This is a genomic window from Arthrobacter sp. Cza30 (genome assembly GCF_059090765.1).
In genome coordinates, this window is the sequence record NZ_JBNHGA010000004.1 from 234,572 (window position 1) to 252,592 (window position 18,021).

At 69.2% G+C, this 18,021-nt stretch carries 17 protein-coding genes and 1 tRNA gene; 9 read left to right on the plus strand and 9 right to left on the minus strand.

The genetic code is table 11. The annotated features are described in order from the left end of the window. Positions 1-4: 4 nt before the first annotated feature. Complete coding sequence (gene def / locus AC5RVZ_RS14690) at positions 5-571, minus strand: peptide deformylase (RefSeq protein ID WP_494066511.1); 567 nt, start codon at positions 569-571, stop codon at positions 5-7. Between the two features lie 43 nt (positions 572-614). Here def and AC5RVZ_RS14695 point away from each other — a divergent pair, with 43 nt between their 5' ends. From AC5RVZ_RS14695 to AC5RVZ_RS14705, 3 genes are all read left to right on the plus strand, one after another. After that, on the plus strand, positions 615-1,697 hold the full coding sequence (locus AC5RVZ_RS14695; protein ID WP_494066512.1) for a DMT family transporter: 1,083 nt from the start codon (positions 615-617) through the stop codon (positions 1,695-1,697). Positions 1,698-1,744: 47 nt separating this feature from the next. Further along, a tRNA-Ile gene (locus AC5RVZ_RS14700) sits at positions 1,745-1,818 on the plus strand. 72 nt (positions 1,819-1,890) lie between these two features. Next, positions 1,891-2,091, plus strand: coding sequence for a hypothetical protein (locus tag AC5RVZ_RS14705; RefSeq protein ID WP_494066513.1), 201 nt, complete (start codon positions 1,891-1,893; stop codon positions 2,089-2,091). 50 nt (positions 2,092-2,141) lie between these two features. Here the strand turns inward: AC5RVZ_RS14705 and AC5RVZ_RS14710 are convergent, their stop codons facing one another. From AC5RVZ_RS14710 to AC5RVZ_RS14745, 8 genes are read right to left on the minus strand one after another with little or no spacing between them, the layout of a single operon-like run. After that, positions 2,142-4,622, minus strand: coding sequence for a YncE family protein (locus AC5RVZ_RS14710; RefSeq protein ID WP_494066514.1), 2,481 nt, complete (start codon positions 4,620-4,622; stop codon positions 2,142-2,144). Next, complete coding sequence (locus tag AC5RVZ_RS14715) at positions 4,603-5,574, minus strand: Gfo/Idh/MocA family oxidoreductase (RefSeq protein WP_494066515.1); 972 nt, start codon at positions 5,572-5,574, stop codon at positions 4,603-4,605. Before AC5RVZ_RS14715 ends, AC5RVZ_RS14710 begins: the two co-directional genes overlap by 20 nt. Beyond that, complete coding sequence (locus AC5RVZ_RS14720) at positions 5,571-6,590, minus strand: hydroxyacid dehydrogenase (RefSeq protein WP_494066516.1); 1,020 nt, start codon at positions 6,588-6,590, stop codon at positions 5,571-5,573. Before AC5RVZ_RS14720 ends, AC5RVZ_RS14715 begins: the two co-directional genes overlap by 4 nt. Further along, positions 6,578-7,642 carry a dihydrodipicolinate synthase family protein gene (locus AC5RVZ_RS14725; RefSeq protein ID WP_494066517.1) on the minus strand — a complete coding sequence of 355 codons (1,065 nt, stop codon included), beginning with the start codon at positions 7,640-7,642 and terminating at the stop codon, positions 6,578-6,580. Before AC5RVZ_RS14725 ends, AC5RVZ_RS14720 begins: the two co-directional genes overlap by 13 nt. After that, entirely contained in the window at positions 7,642-8,676 is a 1,035-nt protein-coding gene (locus AC5RVZ_RS14730; protein ID WP_494066518.1) for an NAD-dependent epimerase/dehydratase family protein, read from the minus strand. Before AC5RVZ_RS14730 ends, AC5RVZ_RS14725 begins: the two co-directional genes overlap by 1 nt. An 18-nt stretch (positions 8,677-8,694) precedes the next feature. Beyond that, positions 8,695-9,564 carry a carbohydrate ABC transporter permease gene (locus AC5RVZ_RS14735; RefSeq protein WP_494066519.1) on the minus strand — a complete coding sequence of 290 codons (870 nt, stop codon included), beginning with the start codon at positions 9,562-9,564 and terminating at the stop codon, positions 8,695-8,697. After that, positions 9,561-10,496, minus strand: a complete 936-nt coding sequence (locus AC5RVZ_RS14740; protein ID WP_494066520.1) for a carbohydrate ABC transporter permease — start codon at positions 10,494-10,496, stop codon at positions 9,561-9,563. The genes AC5RVZ_RS14735 and AC5RVZ_RS14740 overlap by 4 nt, the downstream gene beginning before the upstream one ends. Before the next feature lie 57 nt (positions 10,497-10,553). Continuing rightward, complete coding sequence (locus tag AC5RVZ_RS14745) at positions 10,554-11,786, minus strand: ABC transporter substrate-binding protein (protein ID WP_494066521.1); 1,233 nt, start codon at positions 11,784-11,786, stop codon at positions 10,554-10,556. Between the two features lie 195 nt (positions 11,787-11,981). Here AC5RVZ_RS14745 and AC5RVZ_RS14750 point away from each other — a divergent pair, with 195 nt between their 5' ends. The 6 genes from AC5RVZ_RS14750 to AC5RVZ_RS14775 are packed head-to-tail and all read left to right on the plus strand — an operon-like array spanning position 11,982 to position 17,995. Further along, complete coding sequence (locus AC5RVZ_RS14750) at positions 11,982-13,163, plus strand: ROK family protein (protein ID WP_494066522.1); 1,182 nt, start codon at positions 11,982-11,984, stop codon at positions 13,161-13,163. 21 nt (positions 13,164-13,184) lie between these two features. Further along, the gene (locus AC5RVZ_RS14755; RefSeq protein WP_494066523.1) at positions 13,185-14,171 is read left to right on the plus strand and encodes a Gfo/Idh/MocA family protein; all 987 of its coding nucleotides are present in this window, start codon (positions 13,185-13,187) and stop codon (positions 14,169-14,171) included. Further along, positions 14,168-15,205 carry a Gfo/Idh/MocA family protein gene (locus AC5RVZ_RS14760; RefSeq protein ID WP_494066524.1) on the plus strand — a complete coding sequence of 346 codons (1,038 nt, stop codon included), beginning with the start codon at positions 14,168-14,170 and terminating at the stop codon, positions 15,203-15,205. The genes AC5RVZ_RS14755 and AC5RVZ_RS14760 overlap by 4 nt, the downstream gene beginning before the upstream one ends. Beyond that, positions 15,202-16,425 (plus strand): aminotransferase class III-fold pyridoxal phosphate-dependent enzyme, encoded by a 1,224-nt coding sequence (locus AC5RVZ_RS14765; protein ID WP_494066525.1) that lies wholly within the window; start codon positions 15,202-15,204, stop codon positions 16,423-16,425. Before AC5RVZ_RS14760 ends, AC5RVZ_RS14765 begins: the two co-directional genes overlap by 4 nt. Next, a complete protein-coding gene (locus tag AC5RVZ_RS14770; protein ID WP_494066526.1) occupies positions 16,422-17,171 on the plus strand; it encodes an amidohydrolase family protein in 750 nt (249 codons plus the stop codon). The genes AC5RVZ_RS14765 and AC5RVZ_RS14770 overlap by 4 nt, the downstream gene beginning before the upstream one ends. Next, positions 17,168-17,995 carry an amidohydrolase family protein gene (locus AC5RVZ_RS14775; RefSeq protein WP_494066527.1) on the plus strand — a complete coding sequence of 276 codons (828 nt, stop codon included), beginning with the start codon at positions 17,168-17,170 and terminating at the stop codon, positions 17,993-17,995. The genes AC5RVZ_RS14770 and AC5RVZ_RS14775 overlap by 4 nt, the downstream gene beginning before the upstream one ends. Positions 17,996-18,021: the final 26 nt, after the last annotated feature.

Sequence of the window (18,021 nt, forward strand, 5' to 3'; positions counted from 1 at the left end):
CGCGTCAGCCCTCGAGGTCGTCGACGCCGGGCATCCAGGACTGTCCCGGCCGGCCCCAACCGCGCTTGCGCGCGATCTTCTGCACCGTCTTCCAGTCGCTGTCGGCCAGCCGGTCCACGTAGAGGATCCCGTCGAGGTGATCGAATTCGTGCTGCATGATGCGGGCCCTCCAGCCGTCGACCTCGATCCGCACCGGCTCGCCCTCCAGGTCGGTGCCGGTCACCAGGACCTCGTCCGAGCGCCGGAGCGGGAACCGCTCGCCGGGGAACGACAGGCATCCCTCCGACTCTTCGTCGGGATCGGGCTGCCCCGGCTCGAGCGGCCGCATCCACAGCTCCGGGTTGATGATGACGCCGCGCCACGGGCTGCCGTCGTCGTCGGCGTACGAGTACGTGTAGATCCGCAGCGGGACGCCCACCTGGGGCGCGGCCAGGCCCACGCCGGGCGCGGCATCCATCGTCTCGAACATGTCGGCGACAAGGGCGCGGATCTCGTCCGTGACCTCTTCGACGGGTGCCGCGGGAGAGTGCAGAACGGGATCGCCCATGATGCGAATCGGGAGAACAGCCACGCATAGACACTACCGACCGGCACCTTCGGGCTAGTGTCGAAGCGTGGTGTTCACCGTTCAGGAGCTCGAGGACGTCGGCGACCAGCTCGTCGGCGCGTTCCAGAACCCCGCTCTACTGATCGGCATCCCCCTGGCGCTGCTCGGTGCGGTCTTCATGTCCTTCGGTGCTCAGTACCAGCATCGCGGTGTGATGAAGGTCGAACGGCTCAGCGGCTCCAGCGGGGGTCAGGGGCTGAGCGGCAGCAACCTGCTGCGGCTGCTCTCGCGCCCGTCGTGGGTTCTCGGGACGCTCATGCTGGCGGTGGCGATCGTCTGTCAGCTCTCGGCGCTGGCGGTCGCGCCGCTCATCGTGGTGCAGCCGCTCGGCGCGATCGCGCTCGTCATCACCACGCTGCTCAACGCGCAGATCAGCGGGCATCGCCCGACGCGGCGGTCGCTCACCGCCATCGCCGCCTGTGTCGGGGGCGTCTTCGTCTTCGTCACCATCGCAGCGCTGTTCGCGACGGAGAAGAGCGTGTCGGAGCGTCAGCTGATCACGATCCTCGTGCTGCTGGGCATCGTCACACTCGTCTTCACGGTGCTGTGGGTGTGGCTGCGCAAGCGCATGCGCGCCCTGTTCTACATCATGGCCGCGGGCGTCATCTACGGCTTCGTCGCGACGCTGGCGAAGGTGGTCATCAAGCGGATCCAGGGCGGCGACTTCGAGTGGCTCACGTTCGCGTGCCTGGCGGCCCTCATCGCGGGTGCGATCATCGGCGCGTACTTCGTGCAGACCGCGTACGCCTCCGGTCCGCCGGATCTCGTCGTCGCCGGACTCACCGTCGTCGACCCCATCGTCGCGATCCTCATCGGCCTGTTCGTCCTCGGTGAGGCCAGCGGTGCCCCGCTGTGGGTGTACATCGCCTTCGCCATCGTCGGCGCGGCCGCCGTGTGGGGGGTGTTCCAGCTCGCGCGTCATCATCCGCAGATCATCAGCGACAGCCAGGAGATCCCGATCCAGCGAGGCAGCAGCGGCGGCCCGGATGTCACCCATCCCCGGACGGGAAACATCAGGGTCACCGAGGCCGTGTCGAAGGTCTGGCCCGAGCCGCCGGTGAAGGACCCCGCCGACGGCGACGCGCACTGACGGCGACTCCTGCGCCGGCTCTCTCACCGGTAGGCTCGGAGGCGCAAGGGGCGGTGGCCAAGCTGGTCAAGGCAGCGGGCTCATAACCCGACGATCGTGGGTTCAAGTCCCACCCGCCCTACGACGCGCCGCCACTCGACGGTGACGTGTGCCGTTCCCGCGTGCTGGCGGCCACCGCCGGTAGGCTCGCCGCATGGCCAAGAGCAAGCAGAAGCGGCTGCCGCGACGCGGCTACGTGCTCGTGTCTCTCGCCGTGGTGGACGAGAACGGCTTCACCCATCAGTACCAGCCGGTGGAGACGCCCGTCGGCGCTTTCCGCGACGGCCTCGCGGCGATCACCCTTCCGGCGGCCGCCGAGGCCGGATCCGAGGCCTCGGCCGGCCGGACCGCGTAGCCGCGCGCACGGCGGACAGGCGGCCCGGCCGCTCCTGGATGACCGGCCGATCAGGAGGAACGCGGGATCGGGAATCGAGCCAGATCCGTGCCGTGCATGCCCCACGTGTGCTTGCCGTTGGGCGTGATGTTGAAGGCCGGGTTGTTGTACCAGCCGTTCGGCACCCCTGCGTGCAGCAGCCTGCCGACCTCGGTGCGCACGCTCGGCAGCTCACGGATGTCGTAGGTCCAGTGCACCCAGGTCAGCACGCGACCGTCGTTGCCACCGAAGGCCCCGTAGCCCCCCAGATCACCTTCCTGCACGATCCGACGCGCAGCGACGTCGTACGAGAACCAGCGACCGCGAGGACGCCGGCTCATGAAGTAGAGCAGGTCGCCGGCGACGTGGACGGCCTCGTACGACTGCCAATCGCTGCGCAGGACCTCGCGCCACAGCAGCTGCCTGGTTCGCAGATCCACGGCGGCGACCTCCGCGGCCGGGCGAAGCGGCCCGCCCGTGGACTCGCCGTAGGTGTCGCCCACGATGTACGCGGTCGTGCCCGACACGGCGACGCACATCACGCTCTGGTCCGGCAGGTACTCGCGGTGCACGTCGAACGCGCCCGTGGTGAGATCGATGAACGTGAGGGCGCCGGTGTGCATCCCTCCCGTGGGACCCGACGCGACGAGCAGCTGATTCCGGGGATGATCGGCGTACATCGCGCGGGTACGCATCTGCTGGTTCCCCAGGGTGCCCATGACGGTCACCTCGTGCGTGTCGGGCTCGATGGCGATGATCTCGCCCGTGGGGTACATCCCGGCGTAGACCGTGCCGTCGCGCCCTTCCACCAACGCCTTCGGCTCGCCGTTGACGTCGAATCTGTCGTTCCCACCAGAAGGCGGATGGTGCACCGTGATCGCGAAGTGCCCGCCGACCCAGACGCGCTGCCGGCTCGTCAGAAGCATCGACTGCGCCACCTCGGGATACCCGAATCCACGCGTGGAGGTGTCCCAGACCGTGTGGGCACCGCCCGGCTGCAGCGTCCATACATGCCCGAGCCCGCTCACGCCGGCGAGGGAGCCATCCGCGGTGACAGCCAGCAGCTGGTTCTCGACGTTGTCCAGCGGGCGCCCGAGGGGCACAAAGCCGGTCGCCGTCACCTCGTAGTGGTTCGAGGTGAGACGCGCCACCGCGTAGACGCGATCGCCGCCCACGGCCAGCTGGTCGACGTATCGGTCGGCCTCGGGGATGGGCCGGCTCACCCGCTCTGAGCCGTCCGGCCGAAGGGAGATCACCTCGCGGCCACAGGCGACGTGGAGCAGGCCGCCGGCGGCTGCCATCGCCAGGATCCCCACCGGGGACTCGCTGAGCGCCGAGGAGAGGTCGAGCGGCTCACCTCCCTGCTTCGGCCAACGCAGCAGCCGACCCGGCGCCGCCGAACCCGCGTACACGTACTCCTCGTCGACGACGACGGCCGTCGCGTAGAGCGAGCTTGATACGCGACCGTAGGTGTGCACCGAGGCGTCGGACAGGCGCACCCGCTTGACCGCGCAGTCAGGGTAGGTGCCGATGTAGAGGTGCCCGTCGTGGACCGTCATGGCGTAGTACCACGTGCTCGCTGTGCCGGCCTGCGCCCACCGCTCAGCCGTGCGGGTCGACGGGTCGAAGCGCCAGATCCACGCGCTGCCGGAGGGGCCGATGTAGAGGTATCGACCGTCGGAGGCCAGACGGTGCCCACCCGTGCCGTCGACCTCGAGATCGTCGACCGTCGTCACGGAGCCGCTTCGCACGTCCACCTGCGCCAGCCGGAGTCTTCCTTCCGGTGTCTTGTATCGCGAGGTGACATAGACGACATCGCCCACGAGCAGGGCACCACGAACAGCGGCCGTGAGCGACGCCGGTCCGAACAGCTCTGGTATCAGCGGCGTCACGGCGGTGAGGGTCGCGTCGTCGAAGAAGCTCGTGCCGACGCTGGACCGTCCGGAGTACACCAGAACCGTCGCTGCGACCGCGTGCTCCGGCGCCGTGCCGCGGACGTCCAGATGCTGCCAGCTTCCCGTGATCGAGCTGGTGCGGAACTGGTTCCAGATCCGCTGACCCGCGGCATCCCAGAACTCCAGGTACAGGCTCGCTTCGCCTCTCTCGAGGAAGAGATGGACGCCCGCATCGTACGTCTCACCCGGCGCTACCGCGGCTGCTGCGCTTCGGAGGCCGACGACCGTCCCGGTGTCCGGGTCGTCGAGCCGCACGCTCCAGCCACCGGCGCGCGCGCGCTCCTGCGAGGAGCGGACGTGCGGCGCGGAGGCCGGCGCGAAAACGCTCCAGTCTCGCGGCATGCCGTCAGCCACATCGTCGAAGCCGCCGTTGCGCAGGAGGTTGCCGGCGGCTGAGGCGTACGCGGCAGCCGTCGCGCCGGCGCCGGTGAGGCTCGCGAGCCCGAGACCGACTCCCAGGGCTCCTCCCAGGAAAGCTCGGCGGCTGAGCGCCGCCGATGCGGGCGGGAGCCCCTCGCAGGAGGGGACGGAGCGAGGGTCAAACGGATGCACTGCCATTGTGTTCTCCGATCTGGTGAGGTGGTGAAGGTGCCGCGCAAGCCTCCGCATCCCGGGCGACGCGCGCGGCAGCGAGGGCGTTGTCGTAGACCGCGCGCGTGCGGCTCTCCGCGACGGCAGGCTCGCGCGTTCGCGCGAGGCGGAGAATGCCGTCCGCGGCGCCGTGATACCCCAGCGCGGGAGGATCGGTTCCCAGCCGCACGTGACGAAGGCCGTCGTCGGTCAGCGCGCGCACGGCGTAGCAGTCGGGCCCCGCGACGCCGGACACGGTCACGGCGAGCGCTGTTTCCCCGACCTCCGCGTGCACGGTCGCGAGCAGCTCGGACGCGGTCGGTACGGTCCCTTTCGTCACCGTCGCCGACAGGACACGCGCTCGCGCGCCGGGAAGCAGCACGTCGAGCATCTCCCATGCATGGATGCCGATGTTGACCAGCGTCCCGCCCGCTCCACGGGGATCGTCCTGCCAGCGTCGGCCGGGCTGCAGGAACGCTGAGATGTCATGCTGTGCGACGATGTCCACGGCTCGCACCCGGACATCCCGGAGTTCGCGGGCCAGCTCCAGCAGGGCTGGAGCGAAGCGCAGCACCGACGTCGTGAATCTCGGAGCGCCGGCCGCCGCCGACCAGCACGCGAGCCCGCGTTCGTCGGCAGCGACGGTCTTGTTGAAGAACGCCGGAATCCGTGCTCGCGTGCACACGCGAGACACGTGCGCCGCCCGCGGCGTTCGCACCGTTGCGACGACGACGTCCGGCCGTTCCTCCAGGAGTGCGTCCAGGTCAGGGCGGGCGGCGACCCCGAACCGACGCCGGAACTCGTTCGCGGCCGCGGGATCGTCGGGGTCCCACAGCGACAGCAGTCGCGCTCCACGCGCCCGGAGGTTCTCGGCGTCCGCGAAAGGATGCGAGTGGGCGACTCCGGCGAACGCCACGCGCACCGGCCTGCCGATCCTCATGCCATCACCGCGAGCTGCTCCCGCGTGATCGCGTGCTGAAGCGGCCTGCCGGCCGCGAAGGCCTCGAGTTCGTCCGCGATGATCCGGCCCTGGCGAAGCCGTCCTTCGACGGTGCCCGCGGCACGGTGTGGCGTGAGCAGCGCGCCGGGGACGGTGCGGAAGGGACTGTCGGCCGCGAGCGGCTCCTCATCGAAGACGTCGATCGCGGCACTGAGGCGCCCCCGGGCGAGCTCAGCCAGGAGGGCGGATTCGTCGACGAGCCATGACCGCGCCGTGTTGACCAGGCCCGAGCCGTCCGCCATGCGCGCGAGTTCGTCGGCGCCGATGAGGTGGCGCGTCTCGGGCAGGCTGGGCGCGTGCAGGGCGACGATCCGCGCCTCGCTGAGCGCTTCGTCGAGCGTGACGAGCCGGGCGCCCAGGGCGTGCGCATCGGGTTCGGTGATCGTCGGATCCACCAGCAGGGCATGCGCCCCGAGTGCTCGGATGAGCTCGAGATAGGAGCGACCGGTGCGGGACGCGCCGATCACGGCGATGGGCGCCCCGAGGATCTCGTGCTGTGCACCCGCGACGTGCCAGCCGCCTGCGGTCCCTCGCAGGCGCTCGTGCATCTGCGGGATCCGGTGCAGCAGCGCCATCGTGAAGGCCAGCGAGACCTCCGCGACAGAACGAGCCATGCCCGCACCGGCCTGTGTGACGACGACCCCCCGGTCGAACATCGCGTCAGTGGCGAAGGGACGGATGCTCGCGCCGGTGTGCGCGACCAGCTGCAGGAGCGGAAGCGTGCCGAGAAGATCCTCGTCGAGCGGTGGCGCGCCCCAGCTGGTGATGAGGATGCGGCACCCTGCCCGATCCCGCGCCTCGCCCAGGTCGTCGACGCGGCTGAATGCCTCCCCGCGACCGTCCGCGAGCACCTGCGCCGCCCGGTGCAGGCGTGCAAGGTCGTCGTCCGAGAAGAACTCCGTCATCAGCTGCTCGGACACCGCAGCGATCACCGTCGGCGCTGTCACCGCAGCCACTCGTCCCGATGCTGCGCGATGAACGTGTCATCGTGGAGGTGCGGATAGCGCTGCCGGACCCGCTCGATCTCCTCGGCCTGCCCAGGAGACAGGCCCTCAGCGGGATCCAGACACCAGACGCCCGCAAGCAGACCTTGCTGACGCAGCACCTCGTGGACGCCGGCGATCACGCCGTGGAAGTCGTTGCCCGGGTCGAAGACGGCCTGGTTGACGTCCACCATGTCGGCCGCGGCGGCACCGAGCCTGCGATAGGCCTCGATGTCGCCCGCAGCGGCGCGATGGGCGCATTCCAGCATCCTCACCGCCGCGCGTGTGCCCACGGCCCACTGCCCGAGCAGGCCTCCGACGAAGCGCAGCGTGCGAGGTCCTTCCGGCGAGTCGACGTGGAACTCGGCCAAGAGGTCCGCCACGATCGCGTCGTCATTGCCGGTGTAGAGCGCGACCGCGTCGGCGCGCCCGGACTCGGCCACTCCGCGGACCAGCTCCAGAGTGCGGTAACGATCGAACGGTGCCGACTTGACGGCGACGACGGATGGGATCTGGGCGAACGCGCGCCAGAACGAGCGTCCGAGCACGGGGCCGCCGATGGCCTCCTGTAGATAGAACCCGATGAGCGGAAGCACCTCGCCGACGGCTCGCGCCCGGTCCAGCAGCTTGGCGTCGTCCGCGCCGGGCAGTCGCGGACTGATGAGCACGGCGTCGTAGCCCAGGCTCCGCGCCAGCTCGGCCTCCGCGACGGCCTGTGCGGTGTCGCCGGCGACGCCTGCGACCCGCACGACATGCGTGCCCGCACGCCCGTCCAGCTCCTCGGCGGCGAGTGCCAGGACGGGCTCGAACAGGCCGTGTCGCGGATCGCGGATCTCGAACTGGGTGGTGTGCACCCCGACGGCGATGCCACCGGCGCCGGCGTCGATGTAGTAGCGGGTGAGTGCACGCTGGCGTCGCTCGTCGAGCGTGCGCGCCGAAGTGAGCGCGAGGGGGTGGGCCGGGATGACGGCGCCGCGCGACAGCGTCGTCGCCGCTTCGGGGCGCAGGGGCGGTGCTGCGCTCATCAGAACTTCCCGTCTCGCACGGCCCACTTCGTCGGCTTCGCTGTCAGCGGGAGCCCGTCGCGCAGCCACGCCGCCTGCCATCGGATCAGGGTCTCGGCGGAGACCGGCGGGTATCCGAACAGAGCCATGCAGCGACGTGAGTCGCTCAGCAGAGCGGTCGGCTGGGGCTCATCGGCGAAAGTGACGTCGCAGTCGAGGAGCTGTGCGAACCGGCGCGCCACGGACTCCACGCTCAGCAGCTCCGGCCCGGTGAGGTTGACCGTGAAGACATCCGGCGAAGCATGGGTGAGGCTGCGCAGCACCACCTCGTTCGCGTAGCCCTGCCACACGACGTTCACGTTGGCAGTGGCGAGCGAGATGGGATCGCCGTCCCGAACAGCGCTGCCGATGTCGGCCAGCACGCCGTACCGCAGGTCTACGGCGTAGTTGAGCCGGATGACGGCCACCCGCGTGCCGCGTTCCTGCGCGCCGAACTCGAACACGCGCTCTCTGCCGAGGCACGACTGCGCGTACTCGCCGATCGGCGCGGGTGCGACCTCCTCCGTCGCGCCTCCTGAGGAAGCCGGCACGAACGGATAGACGTTCCCCGTCGAGAGCACCGAGAGGGAGCTGTCGCGATAGCGACGCGCGACTCGATCGGGAAGCGCTGCGTTCACTTCCCATGCCCACGAGGCGTTCGTCGCGGCGCCGAACTTCGCTCCCACCATGAAGATCACGTTCGAGCCGTCGGGAAGCACCGAGAGATCGTCGTTCGCGACAAGGTCGAAGGGGACGACGTCGACACCCGCCGCAGCCAGCCGCATGCGGACACCCTCGTCGCCGAACCGGGACACCGCGTGTACGCGGTCGTCGGTGCGGCCTGCGGCATCCATGGCCCTCCTCGCCAGCATGGCGAGGGTAGGACCCATCTTCCCGCCGGCACCCAGGATCACCAGGTCGCCGGCTCCTGACGCCATGTCCTCCACCAGCCCGTCGCTGGGCAGGCTCAGAGCCGACTCCAACTCCGCTTCCGAGGCGAACCCTCGTGTGCTCACTGCCGTTCCTTCCATTCCTCAGCCCTTGATGCCTGTTCCTGTGACGCCTTCCTGCACGTACCTCTGGGCCACGAGGTAGGCCAGGAAGATGGGTACGAGGGCGACGACGGATCCCGCGAGCATGACGCTCAGCGGCACGTTCTGCTCGTGCAGCGACGAGATTCCGACGGTGAGCGTGAACATGTCATTCGACTTCGCGATGATCAGCGGCCAGAGGAAGTCGTTCCAGTGCCACAGGAAGACGAAGATCCCGAGTGTGGCCAGCACGGGCTTGCACAGCGGCAGAACGATCTGCATCACGATGCGGAACTCTCCGGCGCCGTCGATCTTGGCCGCCTCGAAGAGCTCATCAGGCAACCCGCTGATGAACTGACGCATCAGGAAGACCGCCTGCGCGTTGGCGAGCGTCGGCAGGATCAGGCCCCAGTACTCGTTCACGCCCCCGAGCCCGGCCATGAGGATGAACGTCGGGATGAGCGTGACCTGGAACGGCACCATCACCATTGCCAAGAACGACCAGAAGATGACCTCCTTGCCGGCGAACCGCTTCTTCGCGAACGCGTATCCCGCGAAAGTCGACAGCAGCAGCACCGCGACGACCGAAACGAGCGAATACACCAGGGTGTTGAACAGCCACAGCAGGATGTTCTGTCCTGACAGGACCTGCTCGTAGGACGCGAAGGAGAGATCACCCCACGGGAGGAGCGACTGCGGGAAGTCGACGACCATGCCGGGCTTCAGGCTCAGCACGACCATGGCATAGAAGGGGAAGAAGCTGAAGATCGCCGCGACGCTCAGCCACACCCAGCGGATGACGATGCCCAGGCCCGTGGGCTCGAGCGCCCGGTACGATCGTCGGCGCAGGTGCGCCGTGGCCGTCGTTGTCATTTCTGCTTTCCGATCACGAGGCGCTGGATGAGCGCGACGACGAGAGTCATGACGAACAGGGCGACGCCGGCCGCCGCCGCATACCCGTAGTCGAAGTAGCGGAAGCCCTGGTCGTAGATGAGGTAGACCAGCGAGTAGCTGGCGTTCGCCGGGCCTCCCTGGGTCATCACGTAGATGACGTCGAAGACCTGGAAGGCCGCCGTCGTCTCGATGACGGCGAGGAAGAAGACCGTCGGCCGCAGGTGCGGAAGGATGATCCATCGGAAGCGCTGCCAGGCGCTGGCCCCGTCGACGAGTGCGGCCTCCTCGAGTTCTCGCGGGATGTCCTGCATGGCCGCGATCATGATCATCATCCCGTAGCCGAAGCGCGACCAGACCCCGACGACGACCACGGCCGGCACCACGAGGACGGTGCTCGCCAGCCACGAGCCGCCGAGCCCGAGAGGGGTCATCAGAGCCGACCAGGGTCCGTTGGCGGAGAAGATCCAGACGAAGATCGAGCCCGCGAGCACAAGCGAGGTGATGACCGGGAGGAAGAACAGCGAGCGGAAGAAGCGCGATCCCTTGAACGCCCGTCGCACCCCGAGCGCCATCACCGTGGACAGCACGAGCGAGAGCGGAACAGCGAAGGTCGTGTAGAGAACCGTCGTGGTCAGGGCACGCCAGAACAGCGGATCGGTCACGAGGCGTTCGAAGTTCTCCAGTCCCCGCCACGCGATCTCCCCGGAGATGTCGTAGTCGAACAGACTCAGGGCGATCCCGACGATCGTCGGACCGAACCGGAACGCCAGGAACAGCAGGAACGCCGGCAGGACGAACAGAAGCGCGATGCGCGCTTCACGACGCGCCAGAATCCGGGAGGCTCTTCCCGGCGCTCTGCCGAGAGGAGGGTCGATTCTCGGAGGAGCCGCCAGCGGTGGTGCCGTCGTCATCGTCGATCCTTCACATCGAGAGGGGCGTGCAGAAGGCGCACGCCCCTCGTTCGCCGGCTACTTCAGAAGCGGTTCGGCTGCCGCCGCGGCCGCGTCGAGCGCTTCCTCCGGGGTCTTCGCACCCAGCAGGGCCGCTTGGATCTCGGGAGAGAGCACCCCCATGAGTGCGCGGGAGCTCGTCGCGAGCTCGCCCACCGTCGTGTCCGGCACGTACTGCTCGACCTGACCCAGAAGGGTGTCGGGCGCGTGCAGCGGCTCGGTGGACTTCAGCGCCGAGAAGAATCCGGCCTCGAGCAGGTAGGGCTCCAGGACCTCGGCGCTGGTGGCGAACTCGGCGAACTGAGCTGCGGCGTCCTTGCTCTTCGAGCTCTTCAGCATCGAGAGCGACCCGACGGTGCCGTACGCAACCGACTTCTCCTCGGTCAGCGGAGGCAGGACGGCGATGTCCTCGCCCCAGAAGGGCTCGAGCTCGACGACGGAGTTGTTCCAGGTGCACCCGACCTTGCCCTGCGCCAGCGGGGTCTGCTCGATCGGCACCTGGCTGGTGAGCACGCTCGGCTCGAGAGCCCCCATTCCCGCCAGGTCGGTGAGGAACGTCAGAGCCTCGAGCCCTTCCTCACTGTTAAAACCGACTTCGCCGTCTTCGGTGTACACCTCGCCACCCGCCTGCCAGAGCAGCGGGTAGAAGGTCATGTTGAGGGTGTTCTCCGCTGATGCGGGGTAGGCCAGCGCGTACATCCCCGCCTCGACGAACTGCGGAGCCATCTCCAGCACGTCGCCCCACGTCTCGGGGAACTCCGATACGCCGGCCGCCTCGAACGCGGCGGGGTTGCACAGCAGCGTCATGGCGCTGGTGAGCACCGGCGCACCCATGATGCCCGGCTCCAGCGTGATGGAGGTCTTGACGTTGTCGAGGAGGTCCGAGATGCGGTCCTCGCTGAGATAGTCGTCCAGGGGCTCGATGGAGTTCTCGTAGGCCGCCAGCTGGTCGGGGACGAGATACACCAGATCCGGGCCCTTGTTCGCGGCGATGGCCGTCTGGAGGCTCTCGTCGCGATTGGCCCAGGGGAAGATCTCGTACTCGACGTCGATGCCCTCGTGCTCAGCCTCGAACGCCTCGATCGTGGCGTCCCAGAATTCCTTGTGCTTCTTCTCGTCGGCGATCACCGGATACATCCACAGCGTCACCCGCTGGTCACCGCCGGCCTCGCCGGCTCCTCCCGCGCAGCCGGCGAGCAGCCCCACGGCTGTGAGACCGACCGCCGCCGTCATGAACTTCCCAACACGCATGATGCTCCTTCGCAGATTCTCGTGTAGCACTGTGGACCCGGTCGCCATTATGACAGTGGTCGGTGATAATTGGTCAAGCGTTTCGCGTAACGTCTTTGTTTCGCAACCGTTACCCCGGCGTGAGCGGACCATGGATTCCGCTGACGCGCTGTGCTAATTTGAGCCCACCGCTCACCGGACCAGGAAGGAGGGCGGATGCTCCAGCCGACGTCGCCTGTCACGCTCCGGCTCGCTCTTCGCCTCCGCGACCACGGATCCCACACCGTGAGCGAGCTCGCCCGCGCGCTGGACATCTCCCGCACCTCCGTCGAGACGAGCCTGGCGCCACTGTGGGACGCAGGCCTGGTACGCGATGCGCCGGTCACCCCGGCGCGCGGCGCGGGCCGGCCCGCGCGCAGATTCTCGTTCGACGCGTCGGCGGGCGTCGTGGCCGGCGTGGACGTGGGTGTCCACAGCATCCGCATCGTCCTGTCGGATCTCGCCGGTGGCGTGCGGGCGCAGCGCTCGTTCGCGGGGCTGAAGCCTGACGAGGATGGTGCGGCGCAGCTGCTGGATGTCGTCGCCGACATCGAACACACCCTGCGCGAGGCGGGCGTGGAGCCCTCGCATCTGCGCGCCATCGGCGTCGCGCTGCCCGGGATCGTCGATGACGCCGGCAGGGTCGTGGCATCCGTCGTGCTTCCGACGTGGTCGGGTATCGACGTCGCCGGACACCTGCACGCGGCTTTCTCGTGCCCCGTCGTCATCGACAACGGCGTGCGTCTGGCGGCCGTCGCGGAGCATCATCTCGGCGCGGCGCGGCTCGTCGACGACGTGCTCTACCTGTCGGTGGGCAATCGCGTCGCGGCGGGACTGATCCTCGCCGGCACGCCGCGACGCGGTGTCCACAACGTCGCCGGCGACATCGGGCGGCTCGCGTTCCGCGGCTGGGACGCGCAGACCGGGCAGATCGAGTGGCACAGCGCCGACTCCGCCGAATCGGTGTTCCAGCAGGCGGAGGAAGGCGACCAGGCCGCCCGTACAGAACTGGACGCCTTCATCGAGGAGCTGGCGCGGGGCATCGCGACGCTCGTGATGGCGGTCGACCCGGCGCTGGTGGTCATCGGCGGCGGAGTGTCGCTGGCGCGTGAGCGGCTGCTGACGCCGCTGCGTTCGGCTGTGACGCGACGCATCGCGCTCCCGTTCGACATCCCCATCGTGGCGGCGCGCCTGGGGCCGGACGCCGCCGCTCACGGCGCGCTCGTCTTCGCGTTCACCCGATGCACGGCGAGCATCTACGGATTCGGCGGCATGCCGGCTCCCCCCGTCACACCGCTGAACACCGTGCCGCACCCGGCCACGCCCGAGCGGACGCCCTCCGCCGCCATCCCCACCTGATCACTTCCGACGAGGATTCTGATGCGACAACTCAACGTCGGCCTCATCGGCGCCGGCGGCATCTCCCATGTCCACGCCGACGCCTGGCGGGCGCTCGGAGCGAACGTCCGGGTGCACTCCCACCATGGCGCCCAGCAGCTGGCGACGATGTACGGATTCACCGTCGCCGACTCGCTCGGAGACCTGTTCGCGCACGCCGACATCGTCGACATCGTCACGCCCACCGACACCCATGTCGACCTGGTGAGCGCCGCCATCGCCGCGGGACTCGACGTCATCTGCGAGAAGCCGCTCGCGCCCAGCGCCTCCGAGGCGCGAGAGCTGGCCGATGCGGCGGAGGCTGCCGGCGTGAGGCTCTTTCCGGCACACGTGGTCCGATACTTCGACGAGTACCGCGCGATCAAGGAGCGTGTCGCCGCCGGCGCGATCGGGAGGCTCGCCACGCAGCGGTTCTACCGGATGGGATCGGCGCCCACGTCGCCATGGTTCTTCCGCGAGAGCGCCGGCGGCGGAATCGTGCGTGACCTGATGATCCACGACATCGACCAGGCGCTGTGGTACGCCGGCCCCGTCACGTCGGTGTACGCCTCGCAGAACCCGACGACCGCGAAAGGCGCCGTCCCTCAACCGGTCACCGCGCATGTCGTCCTCACGCACGCCAGTGGGGTCATCAGCCACATCCAGGGGAGCTGGCTGCCGCAAGGCACGCCGTTCCGGGTGGGCGTCGAGGTCTCGGGCACGGAAGGGCGCCTGACATACAGCAGCTCCGCCGACCAGGCACTGCTGGTGGACACCGTCGCCGCCGAAGCGGAACAGTACCTGCCACCCGTGTCCTCCGGCGACACTCCTTACCGTCGCGAGATCGCCGACTTCGTCGCCTCGATCACGGCAGGTGCGGATGCCGCCGTCGGCCCCGCCGATGCGGTTGCCGCCGTCGCGGTCACCGATGCCGCCTATGCCTCGCTCGCCACGGGCTCGCCCGTCACCCTCGAGGAGGGAATCCGATGAGGGCCGTCAGGATCGCTGTCCTGTCTTTCGCGCACACGCATGCGATCAGCTACGTCGACGTCCTGCGGCGGATGCCGGGTGTCGAGGTGCTGGCGGCCGACCCAGACGGGCGACGTGCTCCCGACCAGGCGCCACGAGGCGCGGAGCTGGCCGCACTGCTGGGTGTCGACTACGTCGACACGTACGAGGAGGCGTTCTCGTGGAGACCAGACGCCGTCGTCGTCACCGCCGAGAACGCGGCGCACCGCGACCTGGTGATCCGCGCCGCCGAGGCCGGCGCGCATGTTCTGTGCGAGAAGCCGCTGGCCACTTCGCTCGCCGACGCCGCTGAGATGCGGGATACCTGCGAACAAGCGGGGGTCCACCTCGCGGTGGCGTATCCCGTGCGCTTCGCGCCGGAGTTCCGCGACGTCCTCGACCGGGTGCGAAGCGGGTCGCTGGGTCGCGTGCTGGGCGTCACGGGTGTGAACAACGGCAAGCTTCCCGGGGATAGAGCGTGGTTCACCGACGCCGCGCTCGCGGGCGGCGGCGCCCTCGTCGATCACGTCGTCCACTGCGCGGACCTGTTCGACGAGCTTCTCGGTGAGCGCGCCGCCGCCGTCCGCGCGGTATCCAATCGCATCCTGCATGCGGACACGGCGCCGGGCGTCGAGACGGGGGGACTGGTGAGCATCACGTATCCCAGTGGCGTGGTGGCGACCATCGACTGCTCCTGGAGCTGGCCCATGAGCTCCGCCACGTGGGGCGGGCTGACGCTGCAGATCGTCGCCGAGCGCGGGACCGTGACGGTGAGTCCGTTCGCGAAGGGTGTGAGCGGGCATGACACGACCGGGGAGACGTGGACTCCGACAGGAAGCGACCTCGACTTCCTCCTGCTGACCGAGTTCGTGGACGCGGTGCGCGACGGTCGCCCGCCTATACCGGACGCGGGTGCGGGTATCCGCACCCTCGAGATCGTGAAGGCCGCGCAGGCTTCGGATGCCGCGGGAGGCGCCGTGGTGTCCCTCGACGCACTCCCGGTCGGCGCGCGATGACCGACACGCGTCCGAAGACATGGCGAGAGCGCGCGCTCGCGGTGATCCCCCTCGGCTCCAGTACGAACTCGAAGGCCCCTTTCCTGCTTCCCGAGGAGCCCGAGGTGATCGTCCGGGGCAGGGGGTGCCGTGTGTGGGACGACAGCGGCCGTGAATTCATCGACTTCCGCAACGCCCTCGGTCCGGTGACCCTCGGCTACGCCGATCCGGGGGTCGATGCCGCGATCGCCGCGCAGCTCTCGGACGGCATCCTGTTCGGCCATCCGCACCCTCTGGAGACGCGCGCTGCGGAGCTGTTCTGCGAGCTCGTGCCCGGCGCCGAGGCGGTCCGATTCCTCAAGACCGGGGGAGAGGCGCTTGCGGCGGTCATCCGCGTCGCCCGCGCCTTCACCGGGCGTGATCGGGTCGTGCAGATCGGCTACAACGGCTGGCTCAACGCGCTGGCCCCGGGAGCTCGGGTGCTCCCGGGGACGCAGGCGTCCGACGTCGCCGGCGTGCCGCGCGTCCTGGCGGAGCTGCACCATCAGATTCCGTGGGAAGACCGCGAAGCGCTCGAGGGGGTGTTCCGCGATCACGGCCACGACATCGCCGTGATCCTCGTGGCGGCGGACTACGCCGATCTGCCGCGGAGCAGCGGATTCTACGAGTTCCTTCGTCACCTGGCCGATGAGCATGGAGCGCTGCTGGCGTACGACGAGATGGTCACCGGTTTCCGGGTCGCGGTCGGCGGCATGGCGGAGTACTCGGGGGTGCTGCCGGACCTGGCTGTGTACGGCAAAGGCATCGCCAACGGCATGCCGTTGGCGGTGTACAGCGGCCGGCGCGACGTGCTCTCCGTGCTCGACCGGGGCCAGGTGGTGGTCAGCTCGACGTATGCGGGCGAGACGCTCTCGCTCGCCGCGGCGATGGCCGTCATGACGGCGTATCGCGACGAGGACGTCATCGGCGTTCTGCGGCGCCGCGGGGCGCAGCTGTTCGGGGGCCTCAACACGCTTCTCGCGAAGCACGGCGTTCCAGCCGCGCTGAGAGGGGAGCCGGTCTGCCCGCAGATCACCGCCACGGACCCGGCGATCCTGCAAGAGATCCTGCGTGCCGGCTATCGCCACGGTGTCTCGCTCTACTCGGTGGTGTACGTCAATCGCGCGCACGAGCGGGCCGACATCGACGAAGCACTCGCCCGGATGGACCGAGCCCTCGCCGAGGTGGGAGACGCTCGATGAACGGCGTCGACGTCCATACTCACCTCGCGGGCGACCGCTTCGATCCCGGGATCTTCGCGCAGGGCGAGCGACTCGGAATCGGCACGTTCCTGTGCAGCAACATCGGCGCCTACATTCATCACCCCGATCCCGACGAGGTCCACGCCATGAACCGCTCGCTCGTGACGGAGCTGGCGCGGTACCCGGACAAGCTGAAGGGGTACTGCTATGTCAACCCGCGCGGGGGACGGGAGAGCCTGGCGGACCTTCGACGCTGTGTCGAAGACCACGGCATGATCGGCATCAAGCTGTGGGTCGCGACGCTGGCCGACGACCCGCTCGTCGATCCGTTCCTGGACTATGCCGCCGCGCACCGGCTCATCGTGCTCACCCACGCGTGGCGCAAGACCGTGGGTCAGCTGCCGCACGAGTCCACCGCGTCGCATGTCGCCCGCGTGGCGGCCCGCCATCCTGATGTGCGCTTCGTCATGGCTCATCTGGGTGGACAGCCGGAGTCCGCGCTGAACGCGGTGCGCCCGCACCCGAACGTCGCGGTGGACACCTCGGGGACGATCATCGGACGCGGGGAGGTGGCGCTCGCGGTGCAGCGGCTGGGGGTGCAGCGCGTCGTCTTCGGCTCCGACCTGCATCACGCCTGTCTCTCGGCGAATGTGGGAAAGGTGCTGGGCGCCGGGCTCGACGACGACGCCCTTGCGCAAGTGCTGGGCGGAACCGCGGCGACGTGGCTCGCGCAGGTGACGGCATGAGCGATGTGCCCGCGCGCCGGCTGCTGTCGTCATTCGCCGAGGCTGACGCCGTCGACGTCAGCTGTCACCTGGGGCAGTGGCCCTTTCGCCTGCAGGCATGCGCCGACGCCGGAGACCTGCGTGCGTATGCGCGCTCGCACGGCATTCGTGCGATCTGGGTCTCGCACCTGGCGGCGCTGTTCGGCTTCGATACCCGTACCGGCAACGAAGCGTGTCTGCGGGTGTGCGCGGAGGATCCCCTCTTCCGCGTGTTCGCCGTGGTCGATCCCACGGATGAGATGTGGGAGGACGAGCTCATCTGGGCGCTGTCGGAGGGTGCCGTCGGCGTGCGCATCGCGCCGGGTTTCCACGGCTATCGCCTGCGACAGGCCCTTCCTGTCGCGGAGGCGTGCCGCGCGCGCGGCCTGCCGCTTCAGGTTCTCGTCCGCCTCGACGACGCCCGGGTGCGGCATCCCCGCTTCCAGGCGGACGATCCTCACGAGGAGGAGATCGCCGCCTTCCTCCGCGGTGCCTCCGGAGCAGCAGTCGTGCTCAGCGGGCTCCGGTGGGACGAGTGGCAGCGTGTTCTGCCGCATCTGGCCGATGCGCCGCCTCAGGGCGTGCTGCTGGACCTCTGGCATGTGAACGGCCCTTTCGCGGTCGCCGACGCGATCGGCAGCGAACCGGAGCGCTGGGTCTTCGGCTCAGGGATGCCGGTGCAGGCTCCGGAGCCGACCATGCTGCAGATCGCGGCATCCGATCTGGATCCCGCTGCGCGCGCGGCGATCGCCGGAGGAAACGCCCGTCGGCTGCTCGGCGAGGCGCTCGGCGCGGCGATCCCGTGAGCGCGGGCGTCCGCCCCCGTCAATGC